This is a genomic window from Plantactinospora sp. DSM 117369, assembly GCF_053764795.1.
Genome location: NZ_CM132446.1, coordinates 8,112,031 through 8,129,871, shown reverse-complemented (window position 1 = coordinate 8,129,871; position 17,841 = coordinate 8,112,031). Strand labels below are relative to the sequence as shown.

16 protein-coding genes are annotated in these 17,841 nt (G+C 72.4%); 11 read left to right on the top strand and 5 right to left on the bottom strand.

Annotated features, from left to right (window positions below; translation table 11 throughout):
- Positions 1 to 25 precede the first annotated feature (25 nt).
- Positions 26 to 1,264: a deoxyguanosinetriphosphate triphosphohydrolase gene (locus ACSMXO_RS34635; RefSeq protein WP_455415281.1), complete on the top strand. Its 1,239-nt coding sequence runs from the start codon at positions 26 to 28 to the stop codon at positions 1,262 to 1,264.
- A 100-nt stretch (positions 1,265 to 1,364) separates the two neighbouring features.
- On the opposite strand, the gene ACSMXO_RS34630 is transcribed toward ACSMXO_RS34635, so the two are convergent.
- The 3 genes from ACSMXO_RS34630 to ACSMXO_RS34620 form a co-directional block, all read right to left on the bottom strand.
- On the bottom strand, positions 1,365 to 2,873 hold the full coding sequence (locus ACSMXO_RS34630) for a hypothetical protein (protein WP_455415280.1): 1,509 nt from the start codon (positions 2,871 to 2,873) through the stop codon (positions 1,365 to 1,367).
- A gap of 14 nt (positions 2,874 to 2,887) precedes the next feature.
- Positions 2,888 to 4,414, bottom strand: coding sequence for an alkaline phosphatase D family protein (locus ACSMXO_RS34625; protein WP_346260647.1), 1,527 nt, complete (start codon positions 4,412 to 4,414; stop codon positions 2,888 to 2,890).
- 187 nt (positions 4,415 to 4,601) lie between these two features.
- Complete coding sequence (locus ACSMXO_RS34620) at positions 4,602 to 5,489, bottom strand: NmrA/HSCARG family protein (RefSeq protein WP_455415279.1); 888 nt, start codon at positions 5,487 to 5,489, stop codon at positions 4,602 to 4,604.
- A 108-nt stretch (positions 5,490 to 5,597) separates the two neighbouring features.
- On the opposite strand from ACSMXO_RS34620, the gene ACSMXO_RS34615 reads away from it, so the two are divergent.
- The 3 genes from ACSMXO_RS34615 (at position 5,598) to ACSMXO_RS34605 (ending at position 8,499) form a co-directional block, all read left to right on the top strand.
- The gene (locus tag ACSMXO_RS34615) at positions 5,598 to 6,068 is read left to right on the top strand and encodes a MarR family winged helix-turn-helix transcriptional regulator (RefSeq protein WP_346260649.1); all 471 of its coding nucleotides are present in this window, start codon (positions 5,598 to 5,600) and stop codon (positions 6,066 to 6,068) included.
- A gap of 118 nt (positions 6,069 to 6,186) precedes the next feature.
- On the top strand, positions 6,187 to 6,882 hold the full coding sequence (locus tag ACSMXO_RS34610; protein ID WP_346260650.1) for an SDR family NAD(P)-dependent oxidoreductase: 696 nt from the start codon (positions 6,187 to 6,189) through the stop codon (positions 6,880 to 6,882).
- Between the two features lie 9 nt (positions 6,883 to 6,891).
- Positions 6,892 to 8,499 (top strand): MFS transporter, encoded by a 1,608-nt coding sequence (locus tag ACSMXO_RS34605; protein ID WP_455415278.1) that lies wholly within the window; start codon positions 6,892 to 6,894, stop codon positions 8,497 to 8,499.
- 33 nt (positions 8,500 to 8,532) lie between these two features.
- Here the strand turns inward: ACSMXO_RS34605 and ACSMXO_RS34600 are convergent, their stop codons facing one another.
- Together ACSMXO_RS34600 and ACSMXO_RS34595 are read right to left on the bottom strand one after the other, a co-directional pair.
- Positions 8,533 to 10,020 carry a cation:proton antiporter domain-containing protein gene (locus ACSMXO_RS34600; protein ID WP_455415277.1) on the bottom strand — a complete coding sequence of 496 codons (1,488 nt, stop codon included), beginning with the start codon at positions 10,018 to 10,020 and terminating at the stop codon, positions 8,533 to 8,535.
- A 159-nt stretch (positions 10,021 to 10,179) separates the two neighbouring features.
- Positions 10,180 to 10,404, bottom strand: coding sequence for a potassium transporter TrkA (locus tag ACSMXO_RS34595; protein ID WP_331211013.1), 225 nt, complete (start codon positions 10,402 to 10,404; stop codon positions 10,180 to 10,182).
- A 154-nt stretch (positions 10,405 to 10,558) separates the two neighbouring features.
- Between ACSMXO_RS34595 and ACSMXO_RS34590 the strand changes: the two genes are divergently transcribed.
- The 7 genes from ACSMXO_RS34590 to ACSMXO_RS34560 all read left to right on the top strand — a co-directional run bounded on the left by ACSMXO_RS34590 (position 10,559) and on the right by ACSMXO_RS34560 (position 17,826).
- Positions 10,559 to 11,398, top strand: a complete 840-nt coding sequence (locus ACSMXO_RS34590; RefSeq protein ID WP_346260653.1) for a siderophore-interacting protein — start codon at positions 10,559 to 10,561, stop codon at positions 11,396 to 11,398.
- A gap of 79 nt (positions 11,399 to 11,477) precedes the next feature.
- On the top strand, positions 11,478 to 13,361 hold the full coding sequence (dnaG, locus tag ACSMXO_RS34585) for a DNA primase (protein WP_455415276.1): 1,884 nt from the start codon (positions 11,478 to 11,480) through the stop codon (positions 13,359 to 13,361).
- A 3-nt stretch (positions 13,362 to 13,364) separates the two neighbouring features.
- The gene (locus ACSMXO_RS34580; RefSeq protein ID WP_346260655.1) at positions 13,365 to 13,901 is read left to right on the top strand and encodes a hypothetical protein; all 537 of its coding nucleotides are present in this window, start codon (positions 13,365 to 13,367) and stop codon (positions 13,899 to 13,901) included.
- Between the two features lie 216 nt (positions 13,902 to 14,117).
- Entirely contained in the window at positions 14,118 to 15,050 is a 933-nt protein-coding gene (locus tag ACSMXO_RS34575) for an ABC transporter ATP-binding protein (protein ID WP_346260656.1), read from the top strand.
- 10 nt (positions 15,051 to 15,060) lie between these two features.
- Entirely contained in the window at positions 15,061 to 15,864 is an 804-nt protein-coding gene (locus ACSMXO_RS34570; protein ID WP_455419379.1) for an ABC transporter permease, read from the top strand.
- A 59-nt stretch (positions 15,865 to 15,923) separates the two neighbouring features.
- Positions 15,924 to 16,733, top strand: a complete 810-nt coding sequence (locus ACSMXO_RS34565) for an ABC transporter permease (RefSeq protein WP_455415275.1) — start codon at positions 15,924 to 15,926, stop codon at positions 16,731 to 16,733.
- 142 nt (positions 16,734 to 16,875) lie between these two features.
- Positions 16,876 to 17,826 (top strand): YihY/virulence factor BrkB family protein, encoded by a 951-nt coding sequence (locus ACSMXO_RS34560; protein ID WP_455415274.1) that lies wholly within the window; start codon positions 16,876 to 16,878, stop codon positions 17,824 to 17,826.
- The last annotated feature ends 15 nt before the right edge of the window (positions 17,827 to 17,841 follow it).

Sequence of the window (17,841 nt, the reverse complement as noted above, 5' to 3'; positions counted from 1 at the left end):
GGTCGGCCGGGTGAAGATCGGTGGCGTGATCAGCCAGCCTGACGCGGAGCGCCGGGTGGCCGAGCCGGCGAAGGACAGCGGCTACGGGCGGAGCCCGTACCAGCGGGACCGGGCCCGGGTGCTGCACTCGGCGGCGTTCCGACGGCTGGCCGCGAAGACCCAGGTGCACACCGCCGGGACCGACGACTTCCTCCGTACCCGGCTGACCCACTCGCTGGAGGTCGCCCAGATCGCCCGCGAGATGGGCGGCCGGCTCGGCTGCGACCCGGACATCGTGGACGTGGCCGGGCTCGCGCACGACCTCGGGCACCCGCCGTTCGGGCACAACGGCGAGGCCGCGCTCGACGTGCTCGCCGCCGACTGCGGCGGCTTCGAGGGCAACGCGCAGACGCTGCGGGTGCTGACCCGACTGGAAGCCAAGGTGTACGGCCCGGACGGCACCTCCGCCGGGCTCAACCTGACCCGGGCGGCCCTCGACGCCACCTGCAAATATCCCTGGCCGCGCCGGCCTGGACAGCGCAAGTTCGGGGTGTACGCCGACGATGCCGACACCTTCGGCTGGCTGCGCCGGGGCGCCCCGGACGGCGACGTCCGCTGCCTGGAGGCACAGGTGATGGACTGGGCGGACGACGTGGCGTACTCGGTGCACGACGTCGAGGACGGCATCCACGGCGGCTACCTGCGACTCCGGCTGGCACAGTTGCGGGCCGACGCCGACGAGCGGGCCGCGCTCTGCGCCGACGTCGCCGGGCGGTACTCGACCGAGTCTGCGGACGACCTGGCCGAGGTGCTGGCCGGGCTGCTCGCCGACCCGGTGCTCGGCCCGCTCTGTGACTACGACGGCAGTCACCGGGCACTGGCCGCGTTGAAGGCGAGCACCAGCGTGCTGACCGGGCGCTTCGTCGCGGCGGCGGTCGAGGCCACCGAGCAGCGCTACGGTATCGGCCCGCTGCGCCGGTACGCCGCCGAACTGGTCGTCCCCCGGCGGATCCGCGCCGAGTGCGCGCTGCTGAAGGGGATGGCGCTGCGCTACGTGATGCGCCGCCCCGGCGCGCAGGACTGGTACGAGCGCCAGCGGGAGATCCTGGCCGAGTTGGTGACGGCGCTGCTGACCCGGGCACCGGACGCACTCGACCCGGTCTTCGCGCCGCTGTGGAAGGCGGCGCCGGACGACGGTGCCCGACTCCGGGTGGTGGTGGACCAGGTCGCCTCGCTGACCGACCCGGCAGCGGTCGCCTGGCACCGACGACTCACCGCCTCCTGACCGGCCCGAGAGGCCCGCAAGCCGTCCGGACCGGCGAGGCTCGGGAACGAGGCGCCGGCCAGCCGCGATCCGCAGGCTGACCGGCACCGTCGTCGCGCCGTCACCAGTCCGAGTTGGAGCCGTCCACGCCGAGGATGATCTGGTCGAACGAGTTGCCGTCGTTGTCGTCGGTGTAGCAGACGCTGACCTCGCCCCACGGCGACGAGGTGAGTGCGACCTGCTCCTGCCGACCGGTCGTGGTCTGCCCGAGCACCTGACCGGGCAGCCGGCCGGTCCCGGTACCGTCCGGGTTGAAGCCCCGGGCCGCGATGTCCTGGGCGGCGGTCGCCACGGTCCAGCCGACCACCGCGTTGGCCTGGTCGTCGAGGCCGACGGTCGGCGCGACCGCCCCCTCGGCGGTGGAGACCTGGACGTCGTCGTGCCGGGCCGCCGCCGCGCTGGTGAACGAGCGCAGCCACACCCCGGCGGTGCCGGTGTGGTCGGACTCCCAGGCGACGGCGAAGTCACCGGTGAAGTTGGCCGCGATCGCGGGCCGGCGCTGCTGGCCGCCGCTGGCCGAGTTGGCGATCCGGCGGGACAGGTTCACCGCGCCGTTCGACCGGGCGAACCGGGCCAGGCCGACGTTGTACGACCCGTTCGCGTCACCGTCCTCGTCCCAGACCACCAGCGCGTCACCGGAGGCGGAGACCGCCACGTCCGGGCGGTGGTGCTCGCCGGTCGACTGGCTGGCCGGCACCTCGTACGCCTTGGTGGTGTTGTTGGTGTAGCCGGCGACCCGGACGGTTGCCGGCGCGGTGCCCTGGACGTCCTCCCACACCACGCTGAAGCCGACCGCCGTGGTGCTGTTCGGGGCGCCGTCCGGGTCGACCGCCACCTTGGGATAGAGCTGCTGGCCGTCGGCCGAGGCGTTGGCCCGACCCGAGGTGAGCACGCTGCCGGTGGGCGAGACCACCCGGTACGGCACGTTGTAGAAGCCGTTGCCGTCCGGGTCGTCCGCCCAGACGACCACGACGTTGCCCCGGTCGTCGATGCCGACGTCCGGGGTGACGTGCTTCCAGTTCGTCCCGGCGGTGCCCCCGGCGGAGAGCTTCAGCTCGTAGACCGGGGTGCCGTTGTTGAACACCCGCAGGTAGATCTCGGAGTGGACGTCGTCCTCCGGCGCGGTGCTGTCACGGTCGTCCTCCCAGACCACCGCGACCCGGCCGTTGCGGTTGGCGGCGATGGCCGGTACGTCCTGGTCGCCGGTGGCGGTGCTGTTCGCCGTGGTCCAGGTGACCGGCGCGGCCGCGACCGCCACGCCGCCGGGGGCCGGCGGGACCGTCCGGGCCGGCGGCACCGGCTGGGCCGTACCGGCGGGGGTCGGTGTCGGGGTCGCCGGGCGGCCCGAGGTGGGTCCGGCCGGGCTGGTCGGCGTCGCCGGGTCACCCGGGGGCGGGGTCGCCGGGCTGCCGGGGGTCGGGGTGGCGGAACCGCCCGCCGGGCGCGGAGCCGTCGGGCTCACGGCCGGTGTCGGGTTCCCGGCGGGCACGGGGTCGAGGACGGACCCCGGTCCGGCCGGTACCGGTACCGCCAGCAGGGTCGTGACGAGCAGCGAGGTGACGGGGGTCAACGGGGTACTTCCTCTCAGCCGGCCTGGAGGCCCGGGCGGCCCTCGGCGATGACGAACGAACCGACGGTGGAGACCGGAGCACCGTGCTCGGTGACGCTGGCCACCGCCCGGAAATCGGCCCGGAGCTGGGTCCGGCCGATGGTGGTACGCACGTAGCCGCGCCGGTTGGAGAAGAACCTGATGTGCGGGTTGACGCTGCCGTTCGGGATCGCCGTGTCGGCGGAGCCGTTGCCGCCGGACGAGATCGAGGTGCAGACCAGCTCGGTGCCGATCGTCGCCGAACCCGGGTTGGCGTAGTCCGCCTTGAGGTCGTTGGCCCACGCCTGGTGCACGTCGCCGGTGAGCACCAGCGGGTTGCGTACGCCGCGCTCGACCCAGCCCTGCTGGATGCGGGACCGGGAGGCGCGGTAGCCGTCCCAGGAGTCCATGTTGGCGGCGCCGGCCGCGTCGAGCTGGCGGGCGAAGAAGACCTGCTGACCCAGGATGTCCCAGGTGCCGAACCGCTGGCCGAGGCCGTCGAGCAGCCACGCCTCCTGGGCGGCGCCGGTCAGGGTACGGCCGGGCAGGTCGGCGTCGGCGCAGACCTTGCGGCCGTCCCCGCAGGCCTGGTCGTCCCGGTACTGCCGGGTGTCGAGCATGTGGAAGGTGGCCAACTGTCCCCACCTGATCCGGCGGTACAGCGGGATGCTGTTGCCGGACGGCGCGGAGCTGGGCCGCAGCGGCAGGTTCTCGTAGTACGCCCGGTAGGCGGCGGTGCGCCGGGCGGTCCACTGCGCGGCGGTCAGCGCCGGGGTGTTGTTCTCCCGCACCGTGCCGGCGTAGTTGTTCTCCACCTCGTGGTCGTCCGGTACCAGCAGCCACGGCGCGGCCGCGTGCGCCGCCTGGAGGTCCGGATCCGACTTGTACTGGGCGTACCGGCGCCGGTAGTCGGCCAACGAGACGATCTCGGCGCCGACGTGTTCGCGTACCGAGCCGGTGGTGGTGGCGTCCTCGTAGAGGTAGTCGCCGAGGTGCAGCACCAGCCCCGGGTTGTCCTCGGCCATCCGCCGGTACGCGGTGTAGTAGCCGGACTCGTAGTGCGCGCACGAGGCGAAGGTCATCACCAGGTCCCGGCCGAAGCTGCCGGCCGCCGGCGCGGTCCGGGTACGCCCCACCGGTGAGATGTGCCCCTGGGCCCGGAACCGGTAGAAGTAGTCGGCGTCCGGGGCGAGGCCACCGGCGACCACGTGCACGGAGTGCGCGTCGGCGTACCGGGCGGCGACCGCGCCGGAGGCGACCAGCGAGCCGAACCGTTCGTCGGTCGACACCTGCCATTCGACGGTGACGTCCGCGTTGGCCATTCCGCCCTGGCCGTCGGCGTTCAGCGGCGACGGGGCGAGCCGGGTCCACAGCACGACGCTGTCCGGTGCCGGTTCACCGGAGGCGATGCCCAGCTTGAACGGGTAGGGGGTTGCGGCCAGGGCATTCCGCAGCGGTAGCGCCGCCGTACCGGCGGCACCGAGTCCAGCTAGGACGAAGATGCGGCGATTGATCTTCCTCATGGCCGGTAACCTTGGGGCCCCCGGATTAACGGGGCAAGCACCGTCGCGAAACCCCAGATGACGCCGGGCTGTCGCATCGAGCCGGGCGGATGCGATGCGGCCTCGCTCGCGGGCCCGCCCCACCCGGTCCCTCGTGGACCGTGCACCCTGGGAGCCCTCGGTCCGGCGGGCGGCCGGAGGAGTGCCGTCAGCCGACCCGGTGCGCCGGGGCGCCCCGGCCCGGCAGGTCGAGCCACTGCCGGAGGGTCAGCAGCCCCGGATGCTCCCGACGGAGCGCCGCGATGTCGGCCGCGTAACCGGATTCGCCGAACCAGAACAGCATCCGGGCCTCCGGTCCCATCAGCCGGAGCAGGGCCTTCGGTGGCCGGGCCAGCCGGACCCGGCGACCGGAACCACGCAGCGTCTCGGCGATCCGTGGCACGGTCAGTTCGTCACCGGCGAGTTCGACGGCCCGGCCGACGTACGCCTCGGGGCGGGTGAAGGCGAGTCGGGCGAAGACCCCGATGTCGGGTACGGCGACCATCTGTAGCGGCTTGTCGGAGCCGAGCGCGGCCAGCATCACGCTCAGCCCGATGCTGGCACCGCGCATCGTGAAGACCTCGGTGAAGGTGGTCGGCCGGAGGATGGTCCAGTCCAGCGCGGTGTCCCGGAGGTGCTGTTCGATCCGCCACTTGGTGTCGAAATGCGGGATGCCGCGTACCCGATCGACCCCACCCACCGAGGCCTGGACCAGGTGCCGCACGCCGGCCGCGACCGCCGCGTCGATCAGGGTCCGGCCCTGCCGGACCTCGCCCGCAAGGCCCGCGGTGCGCGAGTTCTGCACCCCGAACACGCCGTGCGCACCGGCCAGCGCGGGGCGCAGCGAGCCCGCGTCGGCCAGGTCACCGGCGCGGACGTCGACGCCGCGGGCCGCGAGGGCTCGGGCACGCGCTCCGGCGGGATCGCGGGTCAGGGCGCGGACCGCCAAGCCGCCGTCGTCGAGCAGCGCGTCGACCACCGCGCCGCCCTGGTTGCCGGTTGCGCCGGTGACCAGGATGATCCGTCGGTCACCGGCGGGAGTGGGGCTCGTCGGCACGGCTGCGGTCCTCCGTCACGGTGAGTTCTACGGGTACGGTGATAGCGAACCAGGTGATGGTTACCTTGTTCACTATTACTGTGGGAAGTATTTCCGGGAGGGATACCGATGTCAAGCCGAGCCGAACCGCCGGCCGACGACGACGCCGTACGCCTCGGGCAACTGCTCGGCAGCGCCTGGCGTACCTTCTCCCGGCTCGGACAGGCCCAGTTCGCCGAGTCGGGTCTCTCGGCCGCCCGGGTCCGGCTGCTGCTCGCCCTGGCCACGGCCCCGAGCAGTCGGATGGGCGACCTGGCCGCGCAGCTCGGGGTCACCGCCCGCGCGCTCACCCCGATCACCGACGCACTGGAGTCCGAGGGACTGGCGGTGCGGGTCGTCGACCCGGTGGACCGGCGTGCCTTCCGGCTGCGGCTCACGGAGGCGGGCACGGCCCAGGCAGAGCGGCTCGGCACACTCCAGGCCGAGATCAGCGAACGCATCTTCGGCGGGCTGGACGGCCCTCAGCGACGGCAACTCGCCGGTCTGCTGACCGCGTTCCTCGACTCCGCCAAGCTCGACCAGCCGGGCGATCCCTGCTGAATCCCGGTCCCGGGGCGGAGAACGCCGCCGCAGATTACCCGATCATGGCCGCACGCCCGCGCCGCAGGTGGAACGCTCCTTGATAGGACCGCGTCGTTGACGAGGAGCTGGAGTGGGCATGGATGCCAGGACATTCGTGGTGGACGGCGGCACCAGCGGGCTCGGGAAAGAGGTCGCCCGGATCCTCACCGCCGATCACCGGGTCGTGATCCTCGGCAACGTCCCCGACGAGGTGTCCCGGGCCCGTGACGAACTGGGCTGCGACGGCATCGTCTGCGACATGTCCCGCAGCGAGCAGATCCGGGACGCCCTGGCGGAGATCGTCGCCCGGTACGGCCCGATCGACGGACTGGCACACTGCGCGGCGATGTGGGCCGGCGGAAAGCTGGAGGAACTCTCCCCGGAGATGATCCGCCGGGCGATCGAGGTGAACGTGCTGGGTACGGCGTACCTGATGCACGAGGCGCTGCTCCAGATGCACGAGCAGGGGTACGGCAACATCGTCTACGTCAGCGCGCTCGCCACCGACGTGCCCCGGCCCGGCATCCCGCTCTATCGGGCCACGAAGAGCTTCGGCACCAGCCTGGTCGAGTCGCTTGCCGAGGCGCAGGGCACCAACAGCATCAAGGTGATGGAGATCCACCCCGGCCCGATGCCCACCAAGCTGCAGGAACGGGTCGGCGCCGACTTCCTCGACACGATCTTCGCGCGGCCCGAGCAGGTGGCGACCGAGGTCGTTCGGCTGCTGCTGCTCGGCGCCGACGACCTCTACGTCTCGGGGCAGAGGGTGCTCCGCGCCGACGGACGTTGGTAACCCGGGGCGATGGTCAGCGCCGGGCCGGCTTCCGCCGAGCCGCCACCCTCGGCGTGGGCGCCACTGCGGGTGGCGACCTACCGCAGCCTCTGGGTGGCGATGCTGGTCGCCAACATCGGTACCTGGATGCAGACCGTCGGCGCCCAGTGGCTGCTGATCGACGAACGGAACGCCTCCACCCTGGTCTCCCTGGTGCAGACCGCCAGTACCCTGCCGATCCTGCTGCTCGCGCTGCCGGCCGGTGCCCTGGCCGACACCCTCGACCGGCGGCGGCTGCTGATCGCCGTGCAGTTCTTCATCGTCGCGGTGGGGGTGGCGCTGACCCTGCTCACCGCGACCGGGCGGATGCCACCGGCGCTGCTGCTCACCCTCACGTTCGCCTTCGGGGTCGGGCAGGCGCTCACCCTGCCGGCCTGGGCCGCGGTCATCCCCGACCTGGTGCCGCGCAACCTGTTGCAGTCCGCCTCCGGGCTCGGCTCGATCAGCGTGAACGTGGCCCGCTCGGTCGGCCCGGCGGTGGCCGGCCTGCTGATCGCCTGGACCGGCGTACCGCTGGTCTTCGCCCTCAACACCCTGGCCTTCCTCTTCTTCGCGCTCACCCTGATCCGCTGGCGGGCCGGGAATTCCCGCTCGGTCGAGGTGCCGGAACGGTTCACCGCGGCGCTCCGGGCCGGCGGCCGGTACGTCCGGCACTCGCCGATCGTGCAGCGGTTGCTGCTCCGGGCGCTGCTCTTCATCGTCCCCGGTAGCGCACTCTGGGCGCTGCTGCCGCTGATCGCCAACCAGCGGCTCGGGCTCGGCGCCGGCGGGTACGGCGTACTGCTGGCCGCGCTCGGCGTCGGGGCGGTGGCCGGCGGGCTGGTGCTGCCCTGGGTCCGGGCCAAGTTCTCGCCGAACCTCTTCCTGCTGGTCGCCGGGCTGACCTACGGGGCGGCCATGCTGGTGGTGGCGCTGGTTCCGATCGAGGCGGTCGTGCTGGTCGCGCTGGTACCGGCCGGTCTGGCCTGGGTGACGGTGCTCTCCAACGTCAACGCCGAGATCCAGCTCTTCCTCCCCGGCTGGGTACGTGCCCGCGGTCTCGCCGTCTACCAGGTCGCCTTCGCCGGCGGACAGGCGATCGGCGCGCTGGTCTGGGGCGTCGTCGCCGACACGGCGAGCCTGGTCCTCGCGCACGTCGCCGCCGGGCTGCTGATGATCCTCGGCGCGCTGACCGTGAAGATGTGGCCGCTGCCGGACCTGCGCGCCGTGGAGCGGGACCCGGCGACGCACTGGCCCGACCTCGAACTGGTGCACGAGCCGGACCCGAGCGTCGGGCCGGTGATGGTGGTGCTGACGTACACGGTCCGGGAGGAGCATCGGGAGCGGTTCGTCGCCGCCATGGAGGAGGTCCGGGCGGCCCGGCAGCGCACCGGCGCGTCGCGCTGGGGCCTGTTCCGGGAGGGCGAGTCGGCGGACCTCTTCGTGGAGGTCTACGAGCTGCCCTCCTGGGACGAGCACCTGCGCCAGCACGGCGGCCGGCTGACCAAGGCGGACCAGGCCGCCGAGCTGCGGGCGCTGGAACACGCCGAGGGGGTGCCGCAGGTGAGCCACCTGCTGCCGGCCGAGGCCAACCCCTGACGCGTTCTCCCGCCGAAGCGGCGGCAGGGTGGGTCAGGACTCGACCGGTTCCCGGGGGCCGATCGGCTCGCGGACCAGCGCGCCGTCGACGTAGCAGTACTGCCAGTTCTCGCGGGGCTCGATCGAGCGGATCAGCGGATGCCCGGTCTCGGAGAAGTGCGCGGTCGCGTGCCGGCCCGGCGAGTCGTCGCAGCAGCCGACCGCGCCGCAGGTCAGGCACATCCGCAGGTGCACCCAGTCCTCGCCGGCGTCGGCGCACTCCCGGCAGATGTCTCCGTCGGTCTCGGTGATCTGGATCCGGTCCAGGTGCGTGCAGGCCGTGCTCATGGTCTCCTCGCGGACGTACCGCCAGCGGGACCGGAGGAGCTGGTCGGGGATGACCCGGGCCAGGTAGCGGGACTGCGCCGCGAACATCGGACTGAGCACCGCGAGGATCAGGACGTACAGCGCGACGAACGGTCCGATCCGGTCGTCGAGCCCGGCGCCCAGCGCCAGGGTGGCCAGGATCAGTGAGAACTCGCCCCGGCCCAGCACGGTTAGCCCGACGTTGGTCGCGCCGCGCTGGTTGAACCCGAAGAGCGAGCCGGTGATCAGGCCGGAGCCGATGTTCACCACGATCGTCACCGCGACCGCGATCGCCACCGGTACGGCCACCGAGCCGAACGCCCCGACGTCGATGCTCAACCCGAAGGCGACGAAGAAGACGGCGGCGAAGACGTCCCGCAGCGGCAGGACCAGCCGCTCCACCCGTTCCCGTACCGCGGTCCGGGCGACGACGAGGCCGATCATGAGCGCGCCGATCGCGTCGGAGACGCCGACCTCGGCCGACAGCCCGGCGACCAGCACCACCAGCCCGACCATCCCGATGGCGAGCAGCTCGTCCTCGTGGCTGCCGATCAGAGCGCCGACCGCCCGGGCGCCCCACCTCGCCACCGCCACCAGCAGCAGCAGGTAGCCGAAGCTCATCCCGATGTGCAGGGCGATCTCGCCCGGGGAGGAGGCGCCGGCCAGGATCGGGGAGAGCAGGGCCAGGTAGAAGGCGAGGAAGAGGTCCTCGATCACGATGATGCCGAGGATGATCGGCGTCTCGGCGTTGGCCAGCCGGCGCAGCTCGATGAGCAGCTTGGTGGCGATCGCCGAGGACGAGATGCCGAGCGCCCCGGCGATCACGAAGGCCTCGGGGGTGCCCCAGCCGAGGGTGAAGCCGAGCGCGAGCCCGGCCCCGACGTTCAGCCCGATCGAGCAGCCGGCGGCGATGAAGAGGCGCTTTCCGCTGCCGAACACCTGCCGCACCGGGAACTCGACCCCGAGGTTGAACAGCAGCAGCACCAGGCCGATGGCGGCGAGCAGGGCGAGGTCCTCGGGATGCTCGATCAGCACCGGACCGGGGGTGGCCGGCCCGAGCAGGATCCCGGTCAGCATGAAGAACGGCACGCTGGGCAGGCCGATCCGGCGGCCCGCCCGGGCCAGCAGGCCGGCGACCAGCACGATCGCGCCGAACCCGATCAGATCGGCGTGCATGGGGTCTCCAATCGGGTGGCGTCGCGCCGGGCGGGGAACCCGGTGACGTCAGGCGAACGACGTCAGGCGAAGGGCGGGCGAACGTCGGGCGAAGGGCGTCAGGCGAAGGGCGGCCGGGCGGCGTCAGGTGACGGGCGGGCGGCGGGCGGGCGGAGGACGTCAGGCGAAGAAGGTCCCGCCGAGTACGGCGCCGACCTTGCGGGACTGCTCCTCGGACAGTTCGACGACCGCGGTGGGCTCGTCGGAGCGGGAGGTGAAGACGTAGAGGTCGCGGGTGCCGTCCCGGCGTACCACGATCGAGACGCGGGTGCCGCCGTGCCCGAGATCGATGTCGTACCGCTTGCCGATGCCCGGCAGCTCCTGCACGTGTACGCCCTGCCCCATGACCTCTCCCCAGCCGAGTGGCCGCCCCCGCAGGTGGGCCGATGGTCGGCGACCGGCCGGTCGGGGGTGGTCCGTGCCGCCAGCCTACGTCTCCGATCGGCGGATCGGCGGCCCCGGGCACCCGGAGCTCGGTGACTTAGGCTAGCCTAAACTAATGGCGGAAAGTTCGAACGGGACCGGGGTCAGGTACGCCACCGTACTCCGCACGGCGTGGCTCACGCCGCACATGATCCGTGTGGTGCTCGGCGGGGACGGGCTGACCGGGTTCGTGGCCGACACCTACACCGACCACTACGTGAAGCTGATCTTCCCGCCGGCCGGCGTCGACTATCCGGTGCCGCTCGATCTCGACCTGGTCAAGCGCGAGCTGCCCCGCGACCAGTGGCCCCGGCTGCGCACCTACACCGTGCGGGCCTGGGACGCGGTGGCCCGGGAGCTGACCCTGGACTTCGTCTACCACGGCGACGAGGGGCTGGCCGGCCCGTGGGCCGCCGGCGCCCGGCCGGGGGACCAGGTGATGTTCCGGGGCCCCGGCGGCGGGTACGCCCCGGACCCGGCGGCCGACTGGCACCTGCTGGTCGGCGACGAGAGCGCCCTGCCGGCGATCGGTGCCGCGCTGGAGCGGCTGCCGCACGGCGTCCCGGCCCGGGTCTTCGTGGAGGTCTCCGGGCCGGACGAGGAGCAGCACCTGGTCACCAAGGCGTCCGCCGAGATCGTCTGGGTGCACCGTGCCGGCCGGGTCGTCGGCGACGCCCTGGTCGAGGCGGTACGCGCGGCCACCTTCCCGCCCGGCGAGGTGCACGCCTTCGTGCACGGCGAGGCGTACTTCGTCCGCGAGCTGCGCCGGATGCTCCGCGGTGAACTCCGGGTGCCGAAGGAGCGGCTCTCCATCTCCGGCTACTGGCGTCGAGGCGACGACGACGAGAGCTGGCGCTCCGCCAAGCCGGACTGGAACCGGCAGGTCGAAGCCGAGGAGTCGGCGACGGTCGGCTGAACCGCGCATCGCACCGCCACCCCCTTCGCCGGTCAGGTCGGCCCGGCAGGGCAGGATGTAGGCCGGAGGGGGTGAGGCGGTGGCCGGGCGGATCCGCGACGAGGACATCGCGCTGGTACGGGAGCGCACCTCGATCGCCGACATCATCTCCGAGACCGTCACGCTCAGGTCGGCCGGCGGCGGCAACCTCAAGGGACTCTGCCCGTTCCACGACGAGAAGACCCCGTCGTTCACCGTGGCCCCGGCCAGAGGCGTGTTCTTCTGCCACGGCTGCGGGGCCGGCGGCGACGCCATCAAGTTCCTGATGGACGCCGAACACCTGACCTTCGTCGAGTCCGTCGAACGCCTCGCCGACCGGGCCAACATCCAACTGCGCTACATCGAGGCCGGGCCCGCGCCGGTCCGGCCGCAGCAGGGGCAGAAGCAGCGCCTGGTCGCCGCACACGCCGCCGCCGCCGAGTTCTACGCCGGCCAGCTCGGCACCGCCGGCGCCCGGCCGGCCCGGGAATTCCTGGCCGAGCGCGGCTTCGACCGTACGGCGGCCCAGACGTACGGCTGCGGCTTCGCCCCGGACGCCTGGGACCTGCTCACCAAGCACCTGCGGCAGAAGGGCTTCACCGGCCAGGAACTGGTTACCGCAGGGCTGGCCCGGGAGGCGCGCTCCGGCTCGCTGATCGACCGGTTCCGGCGCCGGCTGCTCTGGCCGATCAAGGACCTGACCGGCGACGTGATCGGCTTCGGTGCCCGCAAGCTCTTCTCCGATGACGACGGCCCGAAATACCTGAACACCCCCGAGACGCCGATCTACAAGAAGTCGCACGTGCTCTACGGCATCTCCCAGGCAAAACGGGAGATCGCCCGGCAGGGGCGGGCGGTGATCGTGGAGGGCTACACCGACGTGATGGCCTGCCACCTGGCCGGCGTACCGACGGCGGTGGCGACCTGCGGCACGGCGTTCGGCGCGGACCACATCTCGGTGCTCCGCCGGATGCTGATGGACACCGACGCGGTGGCGGGCGAGATCATCTTCACCTTCGACGGCGACGCCGCCGGGCAGAAGGCGGCGCTGCGGGCCTTCGAGGACGACCAGCGGTTCGTCGGGCGTACCTTCATCGCGATCAGCCCGGACAACATGGACCCGTGCGAGCTGCGGCTGGCAAAGGGCGACCTGGCGGTGCGGGACCTGGTCGCCCGCCGCGAGCCGCTGGTCGACTTCGCGCTGCGCCAGGTGCTCAACCGGTACGACCTGGACACCGTCGACGGCCGGGTGGAGGCGATGCGCCGGGCGGCGCCGCTGGTGGCCAAGCTCAAGGACCGGGAGAAGCGCCCGGAGTACGTCCGCAAGCTCGCCGGCGACCTCGGCATGGAGATCGAGCCGGTGCAGCGGGCCGTGCTGAACGCCGCCGCCCAGCAGGGGACCGGGCAGTCGCGCCGGGGCAACGGCGCCGGGCCGCCCCCGCCGCAGCGACCGGTTATCGAGCCGGTGCTGGACAACCCGCAGTCGCTGGTCGAGCGGGAGGCGCTCAAGCTCGCCCTCCAGGTGCCGGTGCTGGCCGGTCCGATGTTCGACGCGCTCGCCGCGGAGGTCTACCTGCATCCCGTACACCGGGCGGTGCGGGCCGCGATCGAGGCGGCCGGCGGCGCGGCGGCGGCGACCACCGGCGCGGTCTGGATCGAGCGGGTCCGGGACGCCTGCGGCGATCTGGCCGCCGCGGCGCTGGTCGGCGAGCTGGCCGTGGAGCCCCTGCGGCTCGACACCGAGCCCGATCCCCGGTACGTCTCCATCACGCTGGCCCGGCTGGAGTGGGGCTCGGTGACCAGCCGGATCCGGGACCTGAAGTCGAAGGTGCAGCGGGTCAACCCGACCGCCAACAAGGACGAGTACTTCGCGCTCTTCGGGGAGCTGCTCTCCCTGGAGCAGCACGCGCGAGCCCTGCGCGAGCAGGCGATGGGGGGTCTGTAGCCGGTGGAGGCGTTCAACCTGTTCCGTCGAGGCCGGAAGCTGCCCGCCGACCAGCGGCCCGCGCTGGAGTCCGGTGAGCGGGTGCTGGACTGGGCCCGGGTGGCCGACGGCGAGGAGATCGTGGTGGTCACCGACCGTGGGCTCTGGCTGCCGGGTGACGCCGCCCGGCTGGGCTGGCACGACGTGCACAAGGCGGTCTGGTCGGGTCGGGACCTGGCGGTCACCCCGGCCGAACTGGTCGAGGAGCGGGCCGACTACCGGGTGGTGGCGGACGGGACGGTACGGACGTACCTGCTGCTCGACCCGGGTGACGTGCCGCACCAGGTGCGGGCCCGGGTGACCCGGTCGGTGGCGTACACGGCACACCACCGGCTGCCCGACGGAGGTCTGCGAATCGCGGCCCGGCAGGTACGCGGCGTCGACGGCCTGACCTGGACGGTCCGCTACGACCCCGGTACGCCGGTCGACGACCCCGCCGTGCTGGCCGAGACCGACCGGCTGGTGGCGGCGGCCCGGTCCGGCACCGACCCGGACCTCTGAGCCGCCCGCCCGTCCGGCCATCGCCGTACCGGCCGTCGAGCGGGCCGGCTGTCGAGCGGGCCGGCTGTCGAGCAGGCTGAGCGCCGTCGGTAATCCGACCCGGGGCGGGTCCGGGCGGGCCCGGGCTGGTGGACGGCTGGCGGATGGGCTGACCTGGGCGGCGCCGAGGCGGAAACTCGGTGGGACGCGTCGGACCCGGCGGTTATGGTCGAGCCCGTGGCTAAGGACGGGGTTCTCATCCAGGCGCGAGGGCTGGTCAAGCGGTTCGGGGATTTCACCGCCGTCGATGGGATCGACGTCGACGTGCGGGCGGGGGAGGCGTTCGGTTTCCTCGGGCCCAACGGCGCCGGCAAGAGTTCGACCATGCGCATGGTCGGCTGTGTCTCGCCGCCCACCGGCGGCGAGTTGCAGATCATGGGGATGGATCCCCGGCGGGACGGGCCGGCGATCCGGGCCCGGCTCGGCGTCTGCCCGCAGTTGGACAACCTCGACCCCGAGCTGACCGTCCGGGAAAACCTGACCACCTATGCGCGCTACTTCGGAATCCCGCGCCGGGTGGCCCGGGAGCGCGCCGCCGAGCTGCTCGACTTCGTGCAGCTCGCCGAGCGGGCGGGCAGCAAGGTGGAGCCGCTCTCCGGCGGCATGAAGCGCCGGTTGACCATCGCCCGCGCGCTGGTCAACGAGCCCGACATCGTGCTGCTCGACGAGCCGACCACCGGGCTGGACCCGCAGGCCCGGCACCTGGTCTGGGAGCGGCTGTTCCGGCTCAAACAGCAGGGGGTCACGCTGGTGCTGACCACCCACTACATGGACGAGGCCGAGCAGCTCTGCGACCGGCTGGTGGTGATGGACGGCGGCCGGATCGTCGCCGAGGGCTCGCCGCGCGCGCTGATCGAGCGCTACTCGACCCGCGAGGTGGTCGAGCTGCGCTTCGCCGGCGAGACTCAGGAAGCCTTCGCGGGCAAGCTGGACGGGCTCGCGGAGCGGATCGAGGTGCTGCCGGACCGGATCCTGCTCTACGTCACCGACGGCGACAGTGCGGTGGCCGAGGTGCACGCCCGGGCGCTGACCCCGGCCAGCGTGCTGGTCCGGCGCAGCAGCCTGGAGGACGTCTTCCTGCATCTCACCGGCCGGACGCTGGTGGACTGAGATGGCGCTTCTGGAGTCCACGGCGGCCACCCACCCCCGGGCCGGGCTGGTCGGGCGGTTCCCCGCGCTGGCCGTGCTCGAATACCACCTCGTCGCCTACCGCCGCACCTGGCGGGCCGGCGTCTTCTCGTCGTTCCTGCTGCCGCTGCTCACCATGGTCGGCTTCGGGGTGGGCGTCGGGGCGTACGTCGACGCCCCGGTGGCCGGGGTGCCATACCTGGACTTCCTCGTGCCGGGGTTGATCGCCTCGACGGCGCTCCAGGTCGCGATCGGCGAGTCGACCTGGCCGGTGCTCGGCAACTTCGAGTGGATCAAGATCTACTTCGCGCAGGCGGCGACGCCGCTGCGGGTCGCCGACATCCTCGGCGGGCAGCTCGGCTTCGTACTGTTCCGGGTGCTGACCAGCAGCCTCGCCTTCCTGCTCGTGGCGGCGGCGTTCGGCGCGCTGCACTCGCCGTGGGCGCTGGCCACGTTGCCGCTGGTGGCGCTGATCGGGGCGGCGGTGGCCGCGCCGGTCTTCGCCTACAGTTCCTCGGTGCGCAGCGACAGCTATCTGGCGCTGCTGTTCCGGTTCGCGGTGATCCCGATGACCCTCTTCGCCGGAGTGTTCTTCCCGGTCGAGTCGCTGCCGGTGGTGCTGCGCTGGCTGGCGTACGCGTCGCCGCTCTGGCACGGCGTGGACCTGTGCCGGGCCGCCACCCTCGGTGTCGCGCCGGCCTGGTCGGTCCCGGGGCACCTGCTCTACCTCGCCGCCTGGGCCGCCGTCGGCTGGTGGCTGGCGCACTCGGCGTTCCGCCGCCGGCTGGTGGTCTGAGCCGCGCTGGCGGCCGGCCCCGCGTTCCCGCCCGATCCGACCAGAAGAGAGAGGCTTCCGTGGTCAGCATCGTCCTGCCTCGGCTGATCAGTTTCGAGGGCGCACCCCGCCGCGCGGCCTCGGTGGCCGAGCGCAACGTCGCGGCGTTGAAGTCCGCGTACTGGGTGGTGCTGATCTCGGGCTTCTTCGAGCCGTTGCTCTATCTGCTCTCCATCGGCGTCGGGGTGGGGGAGCTGGTCGGCGACCTGACCCTGCCGACCGGCATCGTGGTGTCGTACGCGGCGTTCGTGGCACCGGCGATGCTGGCCGCCTCGGCGATGAGCGGGGCGCTGGCCGAAACGACGTTCAATTTCTTCGGCAAGATGAAGTACATGAAGCTGTACGACGGGATCCTCGCCACCCCGGTGCAGCCGTTCGAGATCGCCCTCGGCGAGTTGGGCTGGGCGATGCTGCGAGGCAGTCTCTACTCGGCGGCGTTCCTGGCCGTGATGGTGGGGCTGGACCTGACCAGCGGGATACGCGCGCTGATCGCCTTTCCGGCCGCCGTACTGGTCGGATTCGCGTTCGGCGCGCTGGGCATGGCGCTCTCCACCTTCATGCGCAGTTGGCAGGACTTCGACCTGATGGGCTCGGCCCAGTTCACCCTCTTCCTCTTCTCCGGGACGTTCGTGCCGGCCGAGGCGTACCCGTCGGTGCTGCGCTGGGTGGTCGAGGTGACGCCGCTCTATCGGGCGGTGCACCTGGTCCGGGGCATCACCGTGGAGGGCGGCGGCTGGGGCGAACTCCTCGACGTCGTCTACCTGCTCGCGCTGACCACGCTCGGCCTGATCGTCGCCGGCCGCCGGATGGGCCGACTGCTCTGCAAGTGAGGCCGGACGTGCCCGGACAGGTTCGCCGGCCCGGCCCTGGCCGTTGGACCGACGCGACCGCCTCGGATGACTACTTTAAGTAGTTAGCCGGTAGCGCCGGTTGGAGCGCGTCGCCCGGCGGCGCCGTGGCGAGGAGGGCGGCATGACTGGCAAACAGACGTCCACGTCGCCGAGGCGACTGCCCCGCGGCGCCTGGGTCGGAGTGCTGCGCCGGACCCTGCGGGAGGCGCAGGCGGACAACGTCACGGACTGGGCGGCGGCGCTGACCTACTACGGTGTGCTGTCGCTCTTCCCGGCCCTGCTGGTGCTGGTGGCGGTGCTGGGGCTGCTCGGCGACGCGGCGGTGCGCGGGGTGCAGAACGTGATCCGGGACGTCGTGCCCGCACCGTCCGCGCGGGACATCCTGCTCACCGGGATCACCCAGGTGCAGGGAAGCACCGGAACGGCGAGCCTGGTCGCGGTGCTCGGCATCCTCGGCGCATTCTGGACGGCCTCCGGCTACATCGGCGCCTTCAGCCGGGCCGCCAACGCGATCTACGACGTGCCGGAGGGGCGGCCGCTCACCCGGACTCTGCTGCTCCGGATCGGCCTGACCGCCCTGATCGGGTTGCTGGTGTTGATCAGCCTGGTGCTCCTGGTGTTCAGTGGGCGGCTCTCCGCCCAGGTGGGTCGGCGGCTGGGGGTCGGCGAGGCCGGAGTGACGGCGTGGGACATCGGCAAGTGGCCGGTACTGGTAGTGCTGGTCAGCCTGATCTTCGCGGTGCTCTACTGGGCGGCGCCCAACGCGCGCCAGCGGTTCCGGTGGATCAGCCCCGGTGGCATCTTCGCCGTGCTGGTCTGGGCCGTCGTCTCCGCCGGGTTCGCGCTCTACGTCAGCTACTTCGCCTCGTACAACCGGACGTACGGCTCGCTGGCCGGGGTGATCGTCTTCCTCGTCTGGCTCTGGCTTTCCAACGTCGCCGTCCTGCTCGGCGCCGAGTTGAGCGCGGAACTGGAGCGAGAGCGGACGATCCGGATGGGTGGGCCGGCGGACCGGGAGCCGTACGTCTCGCTCCGCGACGACCGCAAGCTCAGGAAACGGGATCGCGACTGAGCAGCCCGGGACCGC

Bases quoted from the DNA above. Each gene is read 5' to 3' on its own strand.
- ACSMXO_RS34600 (WP_455415277.1), bottom strand. From the start codon at position 10,020: ATGCACGCCGATCTGATCGGGTTCGGCGCGATCGTGCTGGTCGCCGGC.
- ACSMXO_RS34610 (WP_346260650.1), top strand. From the start codon at position 6,187: ATGGATGCCAGGACATTCGTGGTGGACGGCGGCACCAGCGGGCTCGGG.
- ACSMXO_RS34615 (WP_346260649.1), top strand. From the start codon at position 5,598: ATGTCAAGCCGAGCCGAACCGCCGGCCGACGACGACGCCGTACGCCTC.
- ACSMXO_RS34595 (WP_331211013.1), bottom strand. From the start codon at position 10,404: ATGGGGCAGGGCGTACACGTGCAGGAGCTGCCGGGCATCGGCAAGCGG.
- ACSMXO_RS34590 (WP_346260653.1), top strand. From the start codon at position 10,559: ATGGCGGAAAGTTCGAACGGGACCGGGGTCAGGTACGCCACCGTACTC.
- ACSMXO_RS34605 (WP_455415278.1), top strand. From the start codon at position 6,892: ATGGTCAGCGCCGGGCCGGCTTCCGCCGAGCCGCCACCCTCGGCGTGG.
- ACSMXO_RS34625 (WP_346260647.1), bottom strand. From the start codon at position 4,414: ATGAGGAAGATCAATCGCCGCATCTTCGTCCTAGCTGGACTCGGTGCC.
- ACSMXO_RS34560 (WP_455415274.1), top strand. From the start codon at position 16,876: ATGACTGGCAAACAGACGTCCACGTCGCCGAGGCGACTGCCCCGCGGC.